The organism is Flavobacterium sp. SP2 (genome assembly GCF_057626655.1).
On sequence record NZ_JBVHBT010000001.1, the window covers coordinates 478,888 to 501,632 of the forward strand.

Below are 22,745 nucleotides of genomic sequence, written 5' to 3' on the forward strand. Positions count from 1 at the left end.
TAACCCTATAACTAGTACTTCTGCCTTTCCCGACTAGCTCCAAAACCTCTTTTTTAACCAAGTCTTGCAAATCTCTCAAAGTAGTATCAGTGGAGGTTTTGGTTATTTTGGCATACTTATAAACATTAAGAGTTCCAAAAAAATCTTCTGGTAGCAATTGTGCTATTTTTTGTTGGCGTGCATTAAAAATTGCGGTGATTATTTTGTCTAATCACCGCATTTTAAATACCTGACAGGTTTTAAAAACCTGTCAGGTATAGCATCTTTAATTATCTTTACATCATGAAACACCCAGCACTACTTCACAAAATCAACGTCTCAGGACAGAACATGATAAAAATATAAAATAGTACCAAATCATTTAACCCTATAACAAGTACTTCTACCAGCACCAACTTGCTCTAAAACCTCTTTTTTAACCAAGTCTTGCAAATCTCTCAAAGCAGTATCGGTAGAGGTTTTGGTTATTTTGGCATACTTAGAAACATTGAGATTTCCAAAAAAATCATCCAGTAGCAATTGTACTATTTTTTGTTGGCGTGCATTAAAAACGGTTGTTTTATTTACTTCCCAAAATTTTGTGCGCGTTCTAGACTTGGCTATCGTTTCGTCGGTTTGCTTCATAGAACGCAGTAAGCAATTTAAAAACCAAACCATCCATTCGGTGCAATCTAAATCGCCTTTTTGCGTGCTTTCTAATAACGAATAATAGGTGTTTCGCTCTATTTGTATTTGCGCCGACATCGAATAAAAACGCTGCGGACTTTCATCAGCTTGTGCCAAAAGCATATCGGTTATCGCTCTGGCTATACGACTATTTCCATCGTCAAATGGATGTATCGTTACAAACCATAAATGCGCTAATGCTGCTTTTAGTACTTTATCAAGTTTGTTTTCGTCTTGAACCCAATCTAAAAAAAGTTTCATTTCGACTGGCAATTTTTCGGCGTTTGGTGCTTCAAAATGTATTATTTCTCTTCCCATTGCGCCGGAAGTTACTTGCATTGTGCCATCACGCCATGCGCCAGTTATTATTTTGTACATACCACTTCTTCCTGTTGGAAATAAAGCAGCATGCCAATCAAATAAGCGTTCTTCAGTAAGTGGTTTGTTGTAGTTTTGAGTTGCGTCTAATAGCATTTCTACAACGCCTTCCACATCTCTTTCGGCTTTTATTGCACCAGCTATTTCTATGCCCAATCGTCTTGCTATTGAAGAACGTACTTGTTCAGGATGTAAAAATTCGCCTTCTATTTCGCTGGTTTTCAATGCGTCCATTGTTAAGGTAACTAACATGTTTTCTTCTAATTGCCCAAAACCAAGTGCTTGCATTTGTCCCAATATTTTTCCTTGCTGGTGACGTACAGCTCCAAGTAAAGAACTTACTTCGTCTGAATCCCAAGTAAAATTTGGCCAATTTTTAAGTTGATGTATGTACATAATCACCGCATATTTGCAGTAAAAATACAATCTTTTTACTGAAGTAAGAAGTTTTGCGGTGATTATTTCATCTAATCACCGCATTTTTACGGTGAATAATCTTTTAATCACCGCATTTTAAATACCTGACAGGTTTTAAAAACCTGTCAGGTATAGCATCTTTAAGTATCTTTACATCATGAAACACCCAGCACCACTTCACAACAGCAACCTCTCAACACACAACATAAGAAAAAGTCTAGCACTAATAACAACCTAATAACCCATTAGGTTTAAAAATTACCACCAGTAAAAAAAAACTACCATCCAAGGAAAGTATACTTCCATAAAATGAAAGTATACTTCCGTTAAGCTAACAACTATTTACATTAAGGTAACAACTATTTACATTAAGGTAGCAACTACTTCCATTATGCTAACAACTACTTCCATTATGCTAACAACTACTTACATTTAAGTAACAACTACTTCCATTAAGCTAACAACTACTTCCATTATACTAACAACTACTTCCATTATACTAACAACTACTTCCATTAAGCTAACAACTACTTCCATTATGCTAACAACTACTTCCATTAAGACATAGAAAACTACCGTACTTAGAAAGTATAGTGGCACTAAACCCAATAATCCTTCACTACATTTTATAAACAGTACCTTTATAAGTATCTTTACACCATGAAACACCTAGCACTACTCCGCGGCATCAACGTCTCAGGACACAACATGATAAAAATGGATGCGTTAAAAATAGCCTTGGAAAGCATAGGCTTTACTAATGTCGTTATGTATATCCAAAGCGGTAATGTGTTTGTTGAAACAGACGAAGAAAGCAGTTTTGGTGTGGGTTTCAAAATCAAACAGGAAATTTTTAAAACGTTCGGACACGACGTTCCAGTTATTGTAATTGGTAAAAACGATTTGGAGTTGTGTTTAAAAAACAATCCGTTTCTCAAGCAAAAAGACGTTGATACTAAGAAGTTGTATGTGGCTTTTATTTCTAAAGTAGTACCAAGTTCTGCCATAAACGAATTAAAAATCAGCCAATTCAAACCCGACGAAGCCGCAATCGATGGCAACAGAATTTTCATAAAATACGACATCGGCGCAGGAAAAACACGTTTAGACCAAAAATACATCGAGAAAAAACTAAACGTCACAGCAACCATTAGAAATTGGAATACTGTTAATAAATTGTTGGAATTATACGATACGGCTTAAGTGTAGCTTAAATGATTTAAATTTGTTTAAAACAACTAGTTTAAAAATGTATTTATGAGTTCAACCGTTACATTTAAAAGTGCCATTTCTGGATTAGAATTTCCTGAAAAAGATAAAGTTTCCTGCAAAAACATTCGAATTCCTGTACTTAATTTAATAAAAGAAGACCATCCAAATATTGATGCTAAAGATGCTATTGCAACTGAAGAATTGAATGTATATCGCGAAAAATACATTTCAAAATTTCTGCAAACCGAGGTTGGCGAACTTTCAGAAGTTCATAAAGATGTAATAAAATCCATCCGTCAAGACGATACTTCATTTGTAAAAAAAATTGAAGAAGAAGAAAACGATGACACCCGAAATCTAGGTCAAGTAATCGCCGATAAAGTAGCTTCATTTGGAGGAAGTTGGACGTTTATCATTTCGTTTTTCATTTTTATCTTAATCTGGATTGCATCCAATGTATTTATTCTTTTAAATAAAGGTTTCGATCCGTATCCTTTTATATTATTAAATTTAATTCTGTCGTGTTTAGCGGCTTTGCAAGCACCAGTTATCATGATGAGTCAAAACCGTCAAGAAGAAAAAGACAGAGAGCGTGCTAAAAAAGATTATTTAATTAACCTGAAATCAGAGTTAGAAATCAGATTATTAGATGATAAATTGGATCATTTAATCATGCACCAACAGCAAGAATTAATCGAAATTCAGAAAGTGCAAATTGAAATGATGAATGATATTTTGGAGCGAATTAAAAAATAAAAAACCTGCAATTTTCATTACAGGTTTTAACTTCTATTATATTTCTTTTCTGAATTACACGTTAAAACGGAAATGCATCACATCGCCATCTTTAACTATATATTCCTTACCTTCTACTCTTAGTTTTCCGGCTTCTTTAACTTTGGCTTCTGAACCAAAATTTGAAAAATCTTCGTAAGCAATAACTTCAGCACGAATAAATCCTTTTTCAAAATCGGTATGAATAACTCCAGCTGCTTTTGGCGCAGTATCTCCGATATTAATTGTCCATGCACGAACTTCTTTTACACCAGCAGTAAAGTAGGTTTGCAATTTCAACAATTTGTAAGCTGCACGAATTAATACCGCTGAACCTGGTTCGGTCAAGCCCATATCTTCAAGAAAAACCTGACGCTCTTCGTAACTTTCCAACTCCGTAATATCAGCCTCTGCTCCAACAGACAAAATGATAACTTCTGCATCTTCATCTTTTACCAGTTCGCGAACTTGATCGACATATTTATTTCCGTTTACAGCAGCACTTTCATCAACATTGCATACATATAAGACAGGCTTTGTTGTAATTAATTGAAAATCTTCTAATAAATCTTCCTCATCTTGACTTTGCGGTGCCACAGTTCTAGCTGATTTTGCTTGCAATAAAGCTTCGCGAATTCGGTCTAAAAATGCTTTCTCTACCTGAGCCTCTTTGTTTCCCGTTTTAGCTGCACGATTTACTTTTTCCAAACGTTTTTCAACAGTTTCTAAATCTTTTAACTGCAATTCGATATCAATAGTTTCTTTATCACGAATCGGATTTACATTTCCATCAACATGCACAATGTTATCATTATCAAAACAACGCAAAACATGAATAATAGCATTACATTCTCTAATGTTTCCAAGAAACTGATTTCCCAATCCTTCACCTTTGCTTGCGCCTTTTACCAATCCAGCAATATCAACAATATCAACTGTTGCCATTTGAACTCGCTCTGGTTTTACTAACTCTTCCAAACGAACAATTCTAGGATCTGGAACGTTAACAACACCAATATTAGGTTCTATAGTACAAAAAGGGAAGTTGGCACTTTGCGCTTTTGCATTTGATAAACAATTGAATAACGTTGATTTTCCAACGTTTGGTAATCCTACAATTCCTGCTTTCATTATGAATAATTATTTTAATAAAGTGTGCAAATATAAGGTTTTAAATGGTTTAATAAATACCCGAACTTAATTAATAAAATATGTTAATTATTTATTAAACTTTTGGTATATTGCGCCAATATTAAATAAATCAAAACCAATTTTATGAAAAAAGCCTCATTATTATTAATTCTTTTTAGTTTTACAAGCCTATTTGCACAAAAAGAAGTATCAGGAAAAGTTACAGACTTGTCTGGTGCTGCATTAGCAGGAGTAAATATCTTAGAAAAAGGAACTCAAAATGGCGTTGCAACCGATTTTGATGGAAACTTTAAAATCAAGACTTCAGAAAATGCAACGCTGGTTTTCACCTACATAGGTTACACCACACAAGAAAAAAACGTTGCTAATGTAAACACAGTTTCGATTAAATTGTCTGACGGACAACAATTGGATGAAGTTACCGTATCGGTAGGATCAAGAAATAGTAAACGAACCGTAGTAAACTCAGCAGTTCCAATTGACATTATTGATGTAAAAAATGTAACTACTCAGAGTGGAAAACTGGAAATTAATGAATTACTTCAATACGTTGCACCTTCATTTAATGCCAATAAACAATCAGGTTCCGATGGCGCCGATCACGTTGATCCAGCTTCATTGCGAGGAATGGGACCAGATCAAACTTTAGTCCTAATCAATGGAAAAAGAAGACATCAATCATCGTTAATCAATTTATTTGGTACTCGTGGTCGTGGAAATACTGGAACCGATTTAAACGCTATTCCAGCATCTTCTATCAAAAGAATCGAAATCTTACGAGATGGTGCGGCAGCTCAATACGGTTCAGATGCTATTTCAGGAGTTATCAATATAGTTCTTAATGATTCTGTTGACGAATTTACTGGAACTGTTAGCTATGGCGCATACAGTACTAATGCCGATGGTGACTTTCCAGCCGGAACAGCCAATACAGATGGGAATTTTTTAGATACCAATCAAGATGGAAATCAAATTGGAAAAGATAAAAACTTCGATGGCGGTTCACTAAAAGTAACTACAAATTATGGAACAAAAATTGGAGACAAAGGTGGTTATGCAAATTTTACTGCAGAGTACATTAATAAAAATAAAACATTACGACCAGGATTTGATTTTAGAAGAGGATTTGGAGAAGCCTCTATAAACGGATTTAACTTTTTTACTAATGTAGCAATTCCAGTAAGTACAAATACGGAAATCTATGCTTTTGGTGGTAGAAATTTTAGAGATACCGATGCATACGCTTTTACTAGAAACAATCCTACACCTAGAAATGTAGTTTCAATTTATCCTGACGGATTTACACCAAGAATTACATCTAACATTATTGATAATTCAGTAGCAGCGGGAATTAGAACTACTACAGACAGTGGATGGAAAATTGACATAAGTAATACTTTTGGTAAAAACAATTTTCATTATTTCATCAAAGGAACATTAAATGCATCATTAGAAGAAGCATCACCAACTGAATTTGATGCTGGAGGACATAGCTTAAGCCAAAATACAACCAATTTTGATTTTTCAAAAAACTACAAATCAATACTTAACGGATTAAATTTGGCTTTTGGAGCGGAATACCGTACAGAAAAATTCAATATTTTCGCAGGAGAAGAAGGGTCATATGCAACCTATGACGTGAATGGTCAACCCGTAACCGATCCAACTACTCAAACCATCCCAACCGATCCTGAAACTGGAGATCCAAGACCTGGCGGATCGCAAGGTTTTCCTGGATACAGTCCAGCCAATGTTGTAGATAGAACAAGATCGAATGTATCTTTATATGCCGATGGAGAATTGGATGTAACCGAAAAATTCTTAGTAAGCACTGCAGTTCGATTTGAAAATTATAGTGATTTTGGAAGCACTTTAAACGGAAAAATTGCTGCAAGATTCAAAGCTACAAAAAACATTAACCTAAGAGGATCTGTAAGTACAGGATTTAGAGCACCATCGTTAGCACAAATTTATTACAATCTAAGATTTACCAACTTTTCATCGTCTGGAGCTTCAGAAATCTTATTATCTCCTAACAATAGTCCCGTTACTCAAGCATTCGGAATTGATAAATTAAATGAGGAAAAAGCTTTAAATGCATCTTTTGGTTTTACAGCTAATTTTGGAAACTTTACAGCAACTGTGGATGCCTATTTAATTAAAGTGAAAGACCGAATTGTTTTAACTGGATATTTTGACGCAAGTGCATTAGGAATTGGAGTTGACTCTGCACAATTTTTCGTAAACGGAACTGACACTAAAACACAAGGATTGGATGTTGTTCTTTCCTATAAAAAGAAAATAGGAAACAATTCATTTTCTGCAACACTTGTTGGAAATATCAACGACATGAAAATTGACAACGTAAATAATGGTGGCCTTGACGAGCAAACCTATTTTGGAGAAAGAGAAAAAGCATTTTTGCTGGCTTCTGCACCAAAAAACAAGTTTGGTTTAAACCTAAATTTCGAGAAAAGATGGTTTGATGCAGGATTAGCATTTACAAGATTTAGTAAAGTAGAATTATTAGACTATCAAATGTATGAAGACGTTGCAGATTACGGAACTTTCGAAAATCAAATTAAAGCAGCAACCGACACTTACGGTGCAAAAATTGTTACCGACTTAACGTTAGGATTTAAACTTTCTAAATCAATTAAATTAAACATAGGAAGCAATAACTTATTCAATATCTATCCGGATCAACAAGACGACTGGGTTGAAGCTGGTGGATATTGGGATGCGGTACAAATGGGATTTGGAGGAGCATTTTATTACGCTCGTCTAGGATTTAGATTTTAATTAAAAAAACATAGTATTAAAAGTCTCGAGGTAACTCGGGACTTTTTTTATTACTTAATGTGTGAATCATATAATATTAATCCATAATTATAAAACAATACAACTGTACGTGTAAAGTAACTTTGTAATGTATTAATAAATAAAATATTTACTTATGAAAACAATAGCTTTAACAATATCAGTAGTCCTTTTATCATTTGGCATTCAAGCTCAAAATAAAAACGTTTTAAAAACTACCGAAGTAACTACAACAACCATCAAAGATTCTGATGGCGAAAAAAAATTAGTTAAAAAAGAAGAAACTCAAGAAGTACAAAATATAGAACTTAAGGAAGCGCAGCCAAACACACTCAACATAGAAATGAAAGAAACACCAGTTGAGGTTGTAAAAACTACACAAATCACTAACGCCGACGGAAGTACAAGAACTGTAGATGTTGACCGTTCTGGTTACTACCAAGGAGAAAATAATGTAAAGTATAAAATTTCTTTAGATTCTCAAGGATATACAGTGGTTTCTGATGGAACTAAAAAACCAGATTTATTAAGAAAAACTTCTATCAATACTTACATCTATAGAAATAAGAATACAACAGCTATAAGTTATTTTGACACTCAAGGAAACTTAGTAGTTGAAACTTATAACGATAAAACAGATAAAGTTACCACACAAAAATACATGAAAGTTCAAGAATAAATTGCTAGTGAAAAAGGGAAAAATTGTTTTTGAAAAAGAAAAATCCTGAGTGTAATGCTCAGGATTTTTTGTTACTATACTTTTTGAAATAAAAAAAATCCCAATTCACATTGGGATTTTCTATTCATTTATTTTATATAATTAAGAAAGTGCAGCCTGAACTTGATCTGCAGCTTCTTGAAATTGAACAGCAGATAAAATTGGCATACCCGAATTATCAATTAATTCCTTAGCAATTTCAGCATTTGTACCTTGTAATCTTACAATGATTGGCACTTTTATAGCATCACCCATGTTTTTGTAAGCATCAACAACACCTTGAGCAACACGATCACAACGAACAATTCCTCCAAAAATGTTAATCAAAATAGCTTTTACGTTTGGATCTTTTAAGATAATTCTAAAAGCCAGTTCCACACGTTTTGCATCGGCAGTTCCACCAACGTCCAAGAAGTTAGCTGGTTCGAAACCTGCATATTTAATTAAGTCCATCGTTGCCATAGCAAGTCCAGCACCATTTACCATACAACCAACAGTTCCGTCAAGATCTACATAATTTAAACCTGCAGCTTTCGCTTCAACTTCAATTGGGTTTTCCTCGCGAATATCTCTGTATTCTGCTAACTTTGAGTGTCTGTATAACGCATTATCATCAAGATTTACTTTAGCATCAACTGCAATAATTTTATTATCCGATGTTTTTAATACTGGATTAATTTCAAACATTGAAGCATCAGAACCAACATAAGCTTTGTACAATGCATCAATAAACTGAACCATTTCTTTAAAAGCATTTCCAGAAAGACCTAAATTAAAAGCAATTCTTCTAGCCTGAAAACCTTGTAATCCAACATTTGGATCAATCTCTTCATTAAAAATTAAATGTGGCGTGTGTTCAGCAACTTCTTCAATGTCCATTCCACCTTCAGTAGAATACACAATCATATTTCTTCCAGAAGCTCTGTTCAATAAAACCGACATGTAGAATTCAGAAGTTTCACTTTCACCAGGATAATATACATCCTCAGCTACCAAAACTTTGTGTACTTTTTTACCTTCAGCGCTAGTTTGCGGAGTAATCAATTGCATTCCAATAATTTGCTCAGCCAATTCCTCAACTTGTTGCAAATTCTTAGCAAGCTTAACGCCACCACCTTTTCCTCTTCCACCTGCGTGAACTTGAGCTTTAATAACATGCCATCCAGTTCCTGTTTCAGCAGTCAATTGTTTTGCAGCAGCAACCGCTTCTTGCGGATTGTTCGCCACATAACCACGTTGAATTTTCACACCATAACTGGCTAATATTTCTTTTCCTTGGTATTCGTGTATGTCCATAATGAAGTTTTAGTCTTTTAAAAAGTGATACAAAAGTAATTAATTTCAACGAAACCAAAAAGAAATGTATACCAATTTAGTAACTTTATTAATTAAATTTCAATCACGCCTTTCTCAATAGTTTGAAGCAATTGGCTTGGGCATTTTCAATTATCCATTTTCCTGCTGCTGCACGTCGCTTTTGTCTTGTTTTAAACACAAGACAAAGAGCTCCAACAAGTGCAACATCAGGGCTAAAAAATTAGGGAAGTACACCAAATTCAAAAACTAATGCATTATTTTTTTTAACAAAAATTATCAATTTATCAATTTTCATTCTTTTATTTATTATATCGATAAAAATTTATCAAATAACTAATTTTAACAGATTATTACTATACATTTTAATAATTTAGTGAAAAATATATAATAATGAAAGTGGAGCAACAAGGGCTATATTTACCCGAATTCGAACATGACAATTGCGGAGCAGGATTTATCTGCAATTTAAACGGAATAAAATCGAACGACATCATTCATAAAGCCTTAGATATTTTAATAAAATTAGAACATCGTGGTGCCGTGAGTTCCGATGGTAGAACTGGTGATGGCGCCGGAATTCTATTCGATATTCCACACGATTTCTTCAAGAAAGTATGCGCTTTTGAACTCCCAGAACCAAGAGAGTACGCCGTTGGAATGCTGTTTTTACCTAAAAGTAAAAATCAGGTAGTTTTTTGTAAAACAACTTTCGAAACCGCAGTTTCCGAGCAAGGTTTGTCAGTTCTTGGTTGGCGTGATGTTCCAGTAGACGATACCAATCTCGGACAAATCGCTGCCGAAAAAGAACCATCAGTAGTTCAAGTATTTGTTGGTAAAAACGGTTTGAATTTATCCGAACAAGAATTCAATGCCAAACTATTTGCTGCAAGAAAAATATCCGAACATGCCGTAATACAATCCAAAATTTCAGAAGCTTTTCGCTATTATTTTACAAGTTTCTCAACTACAACCATAATATATAAAGGTCTTTTAATGCCCGAAGACATCAGTCGCTATTTCACCGATTTACTCGATGATGATTTAGTAACCCGATTGGCTTTGGTTCACCAACGTTTTTCAACCAATACATTTCCTTCTTGGGAATTGGCACAACCGTTTAGATACATGTGTCACAACGGCGAAATTAATACACTTCGTGGCAACATCAGCCGTATGAAAGCCCGTGAAGAATTGATGAAAAGTCCAGTGTTTGGCGACGATATCAAAAAACTTTTTCCAATAATTCTCGAAGGAAAATCCGATTCTGCTTCCATGGATATGGTAATCGAATTATTATTAATGACTGGTCGTTCTTTGCCAGAAGCCATGATGATGGTCGTGCCAGAAGCTTGGGAAAAACACCAAACCATGTCCGAAGATAAAAAAGCATTTTACGAATACAACGCTTGCATCATGGAACCTTGGGATGGTCCAGCATCCATTCCGTTTACCGACGGAAATGTAATTGGTGCATTATTAGACCGAAATGGTTTACGACCTTCAAGATACACCTTAACCAAAAGTGGTTTTGTAATCATGTCGTCAGAAATTGGTGTTTTAGATATCAAACCCGAAGATGTAGTAAAACACGGTCGATTAGAACCCGGAAAAATGTTCTTGGTTGACATGAACGAAGGACGAATTATAGAAGACGACGAAGTAAAAAATGCCATCGTAACCAAGCGACCATACAAAAAATGGCTCGATGAAAATTTACTACAACTAGCAAAAATTCCCTATACAGACAATCCAATATCAGAAGAAAAAATAGATTTTGAAACAAGACTACGTTTGTTTGGTTACACCATCGAAGATTTAAAAACCATCATAAACCCAATGGGAGAATCCGGCAATGAAGCCTTGAGTTCCATGGGAAACGACACGCCATTAGCCGTTTTATCAGAACAACCGCAACTGCTATACAATTATTTCAAACAGCTTTTTGCACAAGTTACCAATCCGCCATTAGACGGAATTCGAGAAGAAATTATCACTGATATTAGTCTAGCAATTGGTGGCGATTTTAATATTTTCGAAATCGAACCCAAACACTGCAAGAAACTAAAAATTCAAAATCCGGTTATTTCCAACGAAGATTTAGATAAAATAAAAAACATCAACCATCCCGATTTTAAATCCGTAACTATTTCAACGTTGTATGAAATCGAAAAAGGCGTCAACGGATTGGAACGCGCACTTGAAAAATGCGTTATGGCAACTTTCAAAGCAGTTGAAGAAGGTTGCAATATTGTAATTATTTCCGATCGTGGCGTTAGTGAAAGATTGGCTCCAATTCCGATGCTGTTGGCTTGTTCTTACATTCATCATTCGTTAAATAAATTGAAAGCGCGATCCAAATTCGGAATCATAATTGAAACTGCAGAAACGCGCGAACCACATCATTTTGCCTTACTTTTTGGTTATGGCGCAAGTGCAATCAATCCCTACATGGTAAACGAAATTATTCACGACCAAGTCAACAAAGGATTTCTCACAAAAGTAAAAGCCGATTATGCTGTAAAAAATTATAACAAAGCCATTGCAAAAGGAATTCTGAAAATCATGAACAAGATTGGAATTTCAACACTTCACTCCTATCGCGCGGCTCAAATATTTGAAATTATTGGTTTGAATAAAACGTTTACCACGAAATATTTTCCAAATACACCTTCAAGAATTGAAGGAATTGGTTTGATTGAAGTTGAAAAAGAAATCAAAAAAAGATACCAAAAAGCCTTTCCAAAATCACAAATTGCCAACTTATTACCCTTAGAAATTGGCGGAATTTACCGTTGGAGAAGAAATGGCGAAAAACACATGTTTAATCCAACAACTATAGCCAAACTACAACAAGCCGTACGATTAAACAGTCCTGAAAGTTATGCCGAATATTCTAAAATGGTCAACGATCAAAGCGAAAATTTAATGACTATTCGAGGTTTATTTGAATTTAACAATTTGGATCCAATACCAATTGATGAAGTCGAACCTTGGACTGAGATTGTAAAAAAATTCAAGACTGGCGCCATGTCTTACGGTTCCATAAGTCAGGAAGCACATGAAAATTTGGCCATTGCTATGAACAGAATTGGTGGAAAAAGCAATTCAGGCGAAGGCGGCGAAGATCCAAAACGTTTTCAAAAAGAAGTAAACGGTGATTCTAGAAATAGTGCTATCAAGCAAGTCGCTTCCGGACGATTTGGCGTTTCAATCAACTATTTATCCAATGCCAAGGAAATCCAAATCAAAATGGCACAAGGTGCAAAACCAGGTGAAGGCGGACAATTACCTGGAGAAAAAGTAGTTCCGTGGATTGCCGAAACTCGAAATTCAACTCCTTATGTTGGCTTAATTTCTCCGCCACCACATCATGATATTTATTCTATTGAAGATTTATCACAATTGATTTTTGATTTAAAAAATGCCAATCGTGAAGCACGAATCAACGTGAAATTAGTATCAGAAGTCGGCGTTGGAACCATCGCTGCAGGAGTTGCCAAAGCCAAAGCCGATGTAATTTTAATTTCGGGTTACGATGGTGGAACTGGCGCAGCACCATTAACATCGTTGCAACATACTGGAATTCCGTGGGAATTAGGATTGGCAGAAGCACAACAAACTTTGATATTAAACGATTTAAGAAGTCGCGTAGTTCTCGAATGTGACGGACAATTAAAGACAGGTCGTGATGTTGCTATTGCAGCTTTGCTTGGCGCAGAAGAATTCGGTTTTGCAACTGCTCCACTTGTTGCTTCGGGTTGCATTATGATGCGTGCTTGTCACTTAAATACCTGTCCGGTTGGAATTGCAACTCAAGATCCTGAATTGCGAAAAAACTTTAAAGGAACGCCCGAACATGTTATTAATTTTATGTATTTCATTGCCGAAGAATTACGTCAAATAATGGCGCAGCTTGGTTTTAGAACGTTAAAAGAAATGGTTGGTCAATCGCAAAAACTTAATGTAAATAAGGCCATCGAACATTATAAAGCAAACGGATTAGATTTATCTCCAATATTGTACAAACCAGAAAAAGCAAAAACAGTTCCGAATCACAACACGACAACTCAAGATCATGATTTAGAAAAAGTATTGGATTTTGAAATTATAAAAGCGGCAATTCCATCGATTTATAGAAAAGAAAAAACGAGAATTAATTTTAAAATTAAAAATACAGACCGTTCTGTTGGAGCCATTTTGAGCAATGAAATATCTAAAATTTATGGTGCTCAAGGATTGCCAGAAGATACTATTTTAATAGATTTTGAAGGTTCGGCTGGACAAAGTTTTGGTGCTTTTGCAACCAACGGATTATCATTTAAAATTCATGGTAATTGTAATGACTATTTAGGAAAAGGACTTTCTGGCGGAAAATTAATCATAAAAGTACCACCAACGGCAACTTTCAAACCAGAAGAAAATATCATAATTGGTAATGTCGCACTTTATGGCGCAATTACCGGCGAAGCCTACATCAACGGAATTGCTGGCGAACGTTTTTGCGTACGAAATTCGGGTGCAACAGCTGTCGTAGAAGGTATAGGTGATCATGGATGCGAATACATGACTGGCGGAACTGTTGTAATTTTAGGAAAAACAGGACGCAATTTTGGAGCAGGAATGAGTGGCGGAATTGCTTATGTTTTTGACGAGAAAAAACAATTTGAAAATGGATTGTGCAATATGGAAATGGTGGCTTTGGAAAAATTGGAAGAAGACGATTTTAAAAAATTAAGACGATTAATTAAAAATCATTCCTTATTCACAAACAGTCCATTGGCAAAAAGAATATTGGATGATTGGGAAAACCAAATGCAGTATTTTATAAAAGTAATGCCTACTGATTACAAAAAAGCATTGCAACGCATATCAGAAGAAAATCAAATTAAACAATTGTTAGCTGTTTAGTCATGGGAAAAATAGGAGGATTTAAAGAATATAAAAGAGCTGACGAAAGCAACATTAATGTATCAGAACGTGTTTCAAATTACAACGAGTTTACGATTCCACTGAATAAAGAAAGTCTCAAGGAACAAGGTTCGAGGTGTATGGATTGCGGTATTCCGTTTTGTCACAGCTCGTGTCCGTTAGGGAATTTGATACCCGATTTTAATGATATGGTGCATCAAGAAGAATGGCAAAGTGCTTTAGAAATTTTACATTCTACAAATAATTTCCCAGAATTCACTGGAAGATTATGTCCTGCGCCATGCGAGAAATCATGTGTTTTAGGAATTATTGAACAACCTGTTGCGATTGAAAATATTGAGAAAAATATAGTAGAAAGAGGTTTTGCCGAAGGTTGGATTAAACCACAACCACCAATAGTTAGAACCGGAAAGACTGTCGCCATTGTTGGTTCTGGTCCAGCCGGATTAGCCGCAGCACAACAATTGAATCGCGCCGGACACACCGTTACCGTATTTGAAAGAGATAATGCTATTGGCGGATTATTACGTTATGGTATTCCGAATTTTAAACTTGAAAAAGCAATAATTGATCGACGAGTTGCCATTCTTGAAGCCGAAGGAATTGTTTTTAAAACCAATGTAAATGTTGGCGTAAATTATGATGCAAACGAATTAAAATCATTCGATGCAGTAGTGCTATGTGGTGGCGCAACCGAAAGTAGGAGTTTGCCAACGAAAGGAATTGAAAGCAAAGGTGTAGTTCAGGCAATGACTTTTTTAACGCAACAAACTAAATCACTTTATGGTGACACTATCGAAAATCAAATAACTGCCAAAGATAAAAATGTAATTGTAATTGGCGGTGGCGATACCGGTTCGGATTGTGTTGGGACATCCAATCGACAAGGAGCCAAATCGGTAACCAATTTTGAAATTCTACCAAAACCGCCGATTAGCAGAAGCGAAACTACGCCATGGCCTTTTTGGCCGTTGCAATTAAAAACTTCCTCATCGCACGAAGAAGGTTGTGAACGCAATTGGCTCATCAATACTAAAGAATTTATTGCTAATGAAAAAGGCGAGTTAATAGCTTTAAAAACAGTTGAAGTTGCTTGGAAAACAATTCCTGGAGAACGACCACAATTACTAGAAAAAGAAGGTTCAGAGAAAATTTGGCCTTGTGATTTGGCTCTTTTAGCACTTGGTTTTACTGGTCCAGAAAAAACAATTAGCGAACTATTGGGATTGGAAATTGATTCCAGAAATAATTACAAAGCCAACAATTATCAAACCAATATTCCTAATATTTTTACAGCCGGCGATATGCGTCGAGGACAATCTTTAATTGTTTGGGCAATTTCAGAAGGTCGTGAAGCTGCACGAGTAGCCGATTTATTTTTAATGGGTTACACTAATTTACCAACTAAAGGAAATGGCGATTTACCAGCTTTATAATAGTAATTAGAAGATTTTTTTTGACTTTTTTTATGAATTTGTAAATAAAGTAGAAAACTGAATGTCAATATCATAGAAATAACTTTCTTTTTGTTAATCCTTTTTTGATGTTTTATATTTACCAAAAATAATAATCTAATAATAACATTAAAAATGCAACCTAAAGAATTACTAGCACTTGCCGAAGAGTTTGGCAGTCCGCTGTACGTCTATGACGCAGCAACTATCGAGAATCAGTACAATCGTTTGACTTCGGCTTTTTCCAAGGTGGAAAAGTTACGCGTGAATTATGCAATGAAGGCTTTATCAAACATTTCGATCTTGAAGTTGTTGAAGAACTTGGGTTCAGGATTAGATACTGTTTCGATACAAGAAGTACAATTGGGTTTACACGCGGGTTTTACTCCAGAAAAAATCATCTTTACACCCAACGGAGTTTCATTTGAAGAAATTGAAGAAGTAGCTAAATTGAGTGTTCAAATAAACATTGACAACCTTTCTATTTTAGAACATTTTGGTGCTAAACATCCAACAGTTCCAGTTTGTATTCGTATAAATCCACACGTTATGGCTGGTGGAAATGCTAATATTTCGGTAGGTCATATTGATAGTAAATTCGGAATTTCAGTACATCAATTGCCTCATATTTTACGTATTGTTGAAAATACTAAAATGCATATTAACGGAATTCACATGCATACTGGTTCTGATATTTTAGATATCGAAGTATTTTTGTATGCTGCTGAGATTTTATTTGATGCAGCCAAAAATTTCAAAGAATTGGACTTTTTAGATTTTGGGTCGGGTTTCAAAGTTCCTTACAAAAAAGACGATATCGAAACCAACATAGAAGAATTAGGGAAAAAATTAGCTAAAAGATTCTTAGCTTTCGAAAAAGAATATGGTCGCGAATTGACTTTGGCATTCGAACCAGGAAAATTTTTAGTCAGTCAAGCAGGATATTTCTTGGCGAAAGTAAATGTAGTAAAACAAACTACATCTACTGTTTTTGCAGGAATTGATTCGGGTTTTAATCATTTGATTCGTCCGATGTTGTATGGTTCACAGCATACTATTGAAAACATTTCAAATCCAAAAGGAAAAGAGCGTTTTTACACCGTTGTGGGTTACATCTGTGAAACGGATACATTTGCCAATAACAGAAGAATTTCTGAAATAAAAGAAGGTGATATTTTGAGTTTTAAAAATGCTGGAGCATATTGTTTTTCAATGGCTTCCAACTACAACTCACGTTTTAAACCAGCAGAAGTTTTGTGGAAAGATGGAAAAGGTCACTTGATTAGTAAAAGAGAAACCTTCGAAGATTTAATTAAAAATCAGATACTGATTGAAGTTTAAAATAAAAAAATCACCTTAATAAGGTGATTTTTTTTGACTACTTTACATCTAAAATTTCTTGTAAAACTTCAGCTTCCGTTCCGTTTGGTAATGTAATTTGAATTTTTTGAGCTATTGTAGGTGCAATTTCTGTAATGTACTTTTTATCGTGAGAAACACCTTTCGGAATTTTCCAACCATATAATAACAAAGGAACATGCGTATCATAAGTGTAAACGGTTCCATGAGAAGTTCCGGTAACTCCATACTGAATATAACCAGGTTTGTCAAGAACAACCAAATCACCATTTTGTGTTACATCGTATCCTTTAGCAATACAATTTAAGTAGTAATCGTTTCCAGAATTGGCTAGAATTTCTTCTTCAGAATAGACTCTTTTCACTTGGTCCTGAGTGTACAAATAACTTTTGAACGACGCTTTCACTTTTTCCAAATCCAATCCTTTAGATTGTATTAGTTGCTTATTGAAAAAAATATTAAAATTGGAATAATCTAAAATCAAATCTTCACCAAAAGTTTCTTTCGAGTATTTTCTCAAACCAAGCGGAATATCTTTATACTCTACATTGGTAACATTGTATTTATTATCTTTCAAATATTTGGCATTTTCTGCGCCAGCGTGATCGGCAGTTAAAAATAGTAAGTAATTATTTTTTCCAACCGTCTTATCTAAATAAGTTAGCAAATCGGCTATTGTATTGTCCAAACGCAAATAAGTATCTTGCATTTCCATCGATCTTGGCCCTATGATATGACCAATATAATCTGGAGAAGAGAAACTTATCGTTAAAAAATCGGTAGTTTCATCTTTTCCCAATTCTTCTTTTTCAATTGCTTTTTTAGCAAATTCTGCTAATAAATCATTTCCAAATGGAGTAGTACGAATAACACCAGCATCATTTTTTTCATACATTTCCTTTAGATTGTAAGGAAAAATAGGTTTGTCAACTCGGTATAATTTTCCTTCATACGGATTGTTATCAGAAAGACTTTCGTTGTAGGTTGAAGCTGGTTTTAACAAATCCCAACCTTTGTTTAAATAAGGTAAATAGTGTTTTTCATTATTAAAATCGGTTACCCAACTAGGTAAATTTTCACCATAAAAAGTGCTAGAAATAAAAGCTCCAGTTTTGCTGTACCAAAATGCCCAATTAGCAAAATGTCCTGCTGGCAAAATTGCACCTCTATCTTTCAAACTCATCCCGATTACTTTTCCAGTAAAGTTGGTTGACAATCTCAATTCGTCTGTAATTGTGGTACTTAACAAATTTTTAGGCGACATGGCTCCTTCTTCTTTTGTACCATCACCAATAGTTTTAACTGAGGCATCATCGGTACAATACATACTTTTCCCTAACGACCGATTGAACCAATCATTACCTACAATTCCGTGAGTTGAAGGTGTAGTTCCAGTATAAATGGATGCATGTCCTGGGGCAGTATATGTTGGTAAATAATTGTAATGTGTATTGGCAAAGGTGTAGCCATTTTTCATCAAACGTTTGAAACCATTTTCTGAAAAATCACTGTTAAATCGGTATAAATATTCCATTTTCATTTGATCTACAACAATTCCGACAATTAGTTTAGGACGTTGTTGAGCGTAACTGAATGATACAAGTAAAAGGAGAATAAAAAGCTTTTTCATGATATAAATTTATGACTGCAAAAGTAGGAATTACAACTTAGAATTAGGTTGTATCAGATGATTAAATAGTTGTGAAATTGCTAAGTAAATTAAAAAGTTACCAACTGCTTTTTCGCCGATTCAAATTCTGAAATTATTTCTTCAAAAATAGTTTCTACAGGTAAAATTTCGTGAATTAGTCCTGCAATTTGACCAATTTCTAATTCGCCTTCCAATAAATCACCTTCAAACATACCTCTTTTAGCTCTTCGTTTTCCTAACAAATTTTCTAAATCTTCTTTGCTCGGACAATTGGAATACAATTCTTGCACATCATTAAAAAACTTGTTTTTGATTAATCGTACTGGTGCTAATTCTTTTAAAGTTAACTGCGTATCACCTTCCTTTGTTTCAACGATTGTCTGTTTGAAATCAGCATGTGACGAACTTTCTACTGAAGCTGCAAAGCGACTTCCCATTTGAACTCCATCCGCACCAAGAATTAGAGCCGCGAGCATTCCTCGACCAGTGGCAATTCCACCAGCCGCAATTAAAGGAATTGTTATATTTTCTCGAACCATTGGAATTAACGTTAGTGTAGTAGTTTCTTCACGACCATTGTGTCCGCCAGCTTCAAATCCTTCGGCTACAACAGCATCAACACCAGCTTCTTGCGCTTTCAAAGCAAATTTTGAACTGCTTACCACATGAACAACTGTAATTCCGTTTGCTTTTAAATGTGAAGTCCAAGTTTTAGGATTTCCAGCCGAAGTAAAGACAATCTTCACGCCTTCTTCGATGATTATTTGGATAATTTCCTCAATATTTGGGTACAACATGGGTACGTTTACACCAAATGGTTTATCGGTTGCTTTTTTACATTTTTGGATGTGTTCGCGCAGAATTTCTGGATACATTGATCCTGCTCCAATTAATCCTAATCCACCAGCATTGCTAACTGCACTTGCTAATTTGTAACCACTATTCCAAATCATTCCACCTTGAACAATTGGATATTTTATATTAAAAAGTTGGGTGATTTTATTCATTTTAAAATTTGAATATCATTTTATTTCTTGATTATCTTTCCAGTCTGAGAAGCATTTGCGGAAGCGATTTTATAAAAATAAATACCTGAATTGAGATTTTCTATATTTAGATTTTCATCAGATTGCAAATTGTTTTTCTCCAAAACTAATTGTCCTAAATTATTGTACAAACTCAAATTACTACGTGAAGAATTTGCAGGAAAACGAACAGAAAAACTATTTATAACTGGATTTGGAGCAATTTGAAAGGTAGTTTTTGATGCAGCTTCAACAGATAACAATGCATTGTTTAAAGCCAATTGAAAATCGGGAATTCCGTAACCAAATTGAGGATTGGGATTCGTAAATCTATCGGATGATTGTTTGATAAAATTCACCACTTGCTGGTTGGTTAAACTGGGAACAGCTTGCCAAAAACTAGCAACCATTCCAGCGATTATTGGCGCCGAAAATGAAGTACCGCTTGAGGATACAATCGTACCGTTTACGTTTGATAAAGTTGCTCCTTGACCTTTGGCCATAACATCTGGTTTTACTCTGTTATCAAAACTTGGTCCAATTGAACTGAAACTAGCATACGATTCGTTGGCTTGTACTGCTCCAACAGCCAAAACATTGGTTGCTTCTGCAGGAACATTAATGTACGGATTTGCTGTTGAACCGGTATTTCCAGCGCTTGCTACCACAACTATACCTTTAGAAAAAGCTATATTGGCGCCACGAGATGCAAAGGCAACATTTCCAGTTAAGTCACTATATGTATAACTGTAATTTGGATTGTCGTAGGTAAAATATCCTAAAGAACTGGTAATTATATCTACTCCAAGACGATCTGCTTCTTCGGCAGCTTCTACCCAATAGCTTTCTTCTACTGGATTTTCGGAGTTTACATCTTCGGTAACAAAAAGATAATATTTTGCGTCGGGTGCTGTTCCAACCAATTGATTGTCGGTAAAACCACCCATACACGATAACACAGTCGTTCCATGATCATGAAGGCTATAAACATTGGTAGAAGCAGCGACATAATTATAACCACCTAAAATAAGGTTATTAGTAAACAACCTTTGAAAAGGCTGTACCACATTTACATTGGTGAAACCAGAATCTAAAACAGCTATTATCTTACCCGAACCTGTGAAATTTTGTTGGTGTAATAAATGACCATTTAGCATTTGAATCTGATTGTTAGAGTTGCCGTAATTAAAATTAGCTTGTACTTCCAATTGTTTGTTTACAGATAAAAACTCATTATAAACCGAACTTTTTGCATTTAAAGCATTGTTGGCAAAGTCAATAGAACTTACAAATGGTAACGATAAAAGCGCATTGATATTGGCTTGCGTTCCTCTAACATGAACACAATTTAACCATTTGGACTTTGCTTTCAATGTAATTCCTGTTGCCGTTGCAACTTGATCTACATAAGGTTGATGAATTGGAACATCGTTGAATGTTAAAGATATATTTTGATTTACTCGTCGGTCTAATGCACGTTGCGTAAGCATTTCTAGAGGATTATCTAAAAAATACTGTGCATTGGGTTTACCATTAAAATATACCCATGCATCTTCTTGCGAAAAGGTTACAAATGAAACTAAAAACGCTAAAAATAAAAGTCCCTTTTTCATTTCAAATAAATTTAAATAATCGAATTTACGAAATTACTCCCGAACCAACTAATTCATCTTCAATATTCCAGGCAACAAATTGTCCTTCGGTAATTGCGGATTGCGGTTCTTGAAAAGCAACATAAAGTCCAGACTCAAATTGGTGTAAAGTGGCTTTTTGCAACTCTTGACGGTAACGAATTCGAGCCATAACTTCCATCGTTTCACCATTTTTAAGTCTTAAATCTTCACGAATCCAGTGAATTTCAGAAGAATCAACACGCAATACTTTCTTAAATAAACCTGGATGGTTATGCCCTTGTCCTGTATAAATCTCGTTAGTTTTAACATCCGTAGAAATAATGAATAAGGCTTCTTTAGTTCCGCCAACATTCAATCCTTTTCGTTGTCCGGTTGTAAAATAATGTGCACCTTGATGTTTTCCAACGACTTTTCCGTCAGATGGAAGGTATTGAATTGATTTTGATTGGAATTGTAGTTCTTCTTCTAAACTTAAAAATTCAGGTTTGGGCTGCTTGTAAATTTCGCTTGAAGATGCAATTTCATAAATCACTCCTTCCTTGGGTTGCAATTGCTGCTGTAAAAACTCTGGCAAACGCACTTTTCCTATAAAACAAAGTCCTTGAGAATCTTTTTTCTCAGCTGTTATTAAGTCTAACTTTGTTGCAATTTCGCGTACCTGTGGCTTAGTTAGTTCGCCAATTGGAAATAATGACTTAGCCAATTGCTGTTGTGAAAGTTGGCATAAAAAATACGATTGATCTTTGTTTCCATCAATACCTGCAAGTAATTGAAACGTTGGAATTCCATTTACATCTAACTCACCTTTTCTGCAATAATGCCCAGTAGCAACATAATCAGCACCAAGTGAAAGTGCAATTTTCATGAAAACATCAAATTTTATTTCGCGGTTGCAAAGAACATCAGGATTTGGTGTTCTACCTTTTTCATATTCATTGAACATGTAATCCACAATCTTCTCTTTGTATTGTTCACTCAAATCAACCGTTTGGAAAGGGATTCCCAATTTTTCAGCTACTAAAAGTGCATCATTACTATCCTCCAACCATGGACATTCATTAGAAATGGTAACCGAATCATCATGCCAATTTTTCATAAAAAGACCAATCACTTCATAGCCTTGTTCTTGTAAAAGATAGGCCGCTACACTCGAATCAACTCCACCGGAAAGTCCTACTACAACACGTTTCATTTTAAAATTATTTTGAATTGCAAATTTACGTCAAATAATAAAAAAAA

The 22,745-nt window shown here is 34.9% G+C and carries 14 protein-coding genes; 7 read left to right on the forward strand and 7 right to left on the reverse strand.

Annotated elements, in window-relative coordinates:
• Positions 1-357: 357 nt before the first annotated feature.
• The gene (locus ACZ098_RS02450; protein ID WP_487310143.1) at positions 358-1,440 is read right to left on the reverse strand and encodes a Fic family protein; all 1,083 of its coding nucleotides are present in this window, start codon (positions 1,438-1,440) and stop codon (positions 358-360) included.
• Between the two features lie 681 nt (positions 1,441-2,121).
• Between ACZ098_RS02450 and ACZ098_RS02455 the strand changes: the two genes are divergently transcribed.
• Both ACZ098_RS02455 and ACZ098_RS02460 read left to right on the forward strand, forming a co-directional pair.
• Positions 2,122-2,664: a DUF1697 domain-containing protein gene (locus ACZ098_RS02455; protein ID WP_487310144.1), complete on the forward strand. Its 543-nt coding sequence runs from the start codon at positions 2,122-2,124 to the stop codon at positions 2,662-2,664.
• 54 nt (positions 2,665-2,718) lie between these two features.
• On the forward strand, positions 2,719-3,429 hold the full coding sequence (locus ACZ098_RS02460) for a DUF1003 domain-containing protein (RefSeq protein ID WP_487310145.1): 711 nt from the start codon (positions 2,719-2,721) through the stop codon (positions 3,427-3,429).
• A 54-nt stretch (positions 3,430-3,483) separates the two neighbouring features.
• On the opposite strand, the gene ychF is transcribed toward ACZ098_RS02460, so the two are convergent.
• Positions 3,484-4,578 (reverse strand): redox-regulated ATPase YchF, encoded by a 1,095-nt coding sequence (gene ychF, locus ACZ098_RS02465; RefSeq protein WP_487310146.1) that lies wholly within the window; start codon positions 4,576-4,578, stop codon positions 3,484-3,486.
• Between the two features lie 144 nt (positions 4,579-4,722).
• Here ychF and ACZ098_RS02470 point away from each other — a divergent pair, with 144 nt between their 5' ends.
• The gene (locus tag ACZ098_RS02470) at positions 4,723-7,401 is read left to right on the forward strand and encodes a TonB-dependent receptor (protein ID WP_487310147.1); all 2,679 of its coding nucleotides are present in this window, start codon (positions 4,723-4,725) and stop codon (positions 7,399-7,401) included.
• Positions 7,402-7,555: 154 nt separating this feature from the next.
• Positions 7,556-8,098, forward strand: a complete 543-nt coding sequence (locus ACZ098_RS02475) for a hypothetical protein (protein ID WP_487310148.1) — start codon at positions 7,556-7,558, stop codon at positions 8,096-8,098.
• A gap of 141 nt (positions 8,099-8,239) precedes the next feature.
• Here ACZ098_RS02475 and sucC read toward each other — a convergent pair whose 3' ends face one another.
• On the reverse strand, positions 8,240-9,433 hold the full coding sequence (gene sucC, locus ACZ098_RS02480) for an ADP-forming succinate--CoA ligase subunit beta (protein ID WP_487310149.1): 1,194 nt from the start codon (positions 9,431-9,433) through the stop codon (positions 8,240-8,242).
• A 411-nt stretch (positions 9,434-9,844) separates the two neighbouring features.
• On the opposite strand from sucC, the gene gltB reads away from it, so the two are divergent.
• From gltB to lysA, 3 genes are all read left to right on the forward strand, one after another.
• Positions 9,845-14,362, forward strand: a complete 4,518-nt coding sequence (gltB, locus tag ACZ098_RS02485; RefSeq protein ID WP_487310150.1) for a glutamate synthase large subunit — start codon at positions 9,845-9,847, stop codon at positions 14,360-14,362.
• A 2-nt stretch (positions 14,363-14,364) separates the two neighbouring features.
• Positions 14,365-15,819 (forward strand): glutamate synthase subunit beta, encoded by a 1,455-nt coding sequence (locus ACZ098_RS02490; RefSeq protein ID WP_487310151.1) that lies wholly within the window; start codon positions 14,365-14,367, stop codon positions 15,817-15,819.
• Between the two features lie 153 nt (positions 15,820-15,972).
• The gene (gene lysA, locus ACZ098_RS02495) at positions 15,973-17,178 is read left to right on the forward strand and encodes a diaminopimelate decarboxylase (protein WP_487310152.1); all 1,206 of its coding nucleotides are present in this window, start codon (positions 15,973-15,975) and stop codon (positions 17,176-17,178) included.
• Positions 17,179-17,215: 37 nt separating this feature from the next.
• Here lysA and pafA read toward each other — a convergent pair whose 3' ends face one another.
• The 4 genes from pafA to mnmA form a co-directional block, all read right to left on the reverse strand.
• Positions 17,216-18,826: an alkaline phosphatase PafA gene (gene pafA / locus ACZ098_RS02500; protein ID WP_487310153.1), complete on the reverse strand. Its 1,611-nt coding sequence runs from the start codon at positions 18,824-18,826 to the stop codon at positions 17,216-17,218.
• A gap of 89 nt (positions 18,827-18,915) precedes the next feature.
• A complete protein-coding gene (locus ACZ098_RS02505) occupies positions 18,916-19,854 on the reverse strand; it encodes an NAD(P)H-dependent flavin oxidoreductase (RefSeq protein ID WP_487310154.1) in 939 nt (312 codons plus the stop codon).
• A gap of 20 nt (positions 19,855-19,874) precedes the next feature.
• On the reverse strand, positions 19,875-21,485 hold the full coding sequence (locus tag ACZ098_RS02510; RefSeq protein ID WP_487310155.1) for a S8 family serine peptidase: 1,611 nt from the start codon (positions 21,483-21,485) through the stop codon (positions 19,875-19,877).
• A 25-nt stretch (positions 21,486-21,510) separates the two neighbouring features.
• Positions 21,511-22,698: a tRNA 2-thiouridine(34) synthase MnmA gene (mnmA, locus tag ACZ098_RS02515; protein ID WP_487310156.1), complete on the reverse strand. Its 1,188-nt coding sequence runs from the start codon at positions 22,696-22,698 to the stop codon at positions 21,511-21,513.
• Positions 22,699-22,745: the final 47 nt, after the last annotated feature.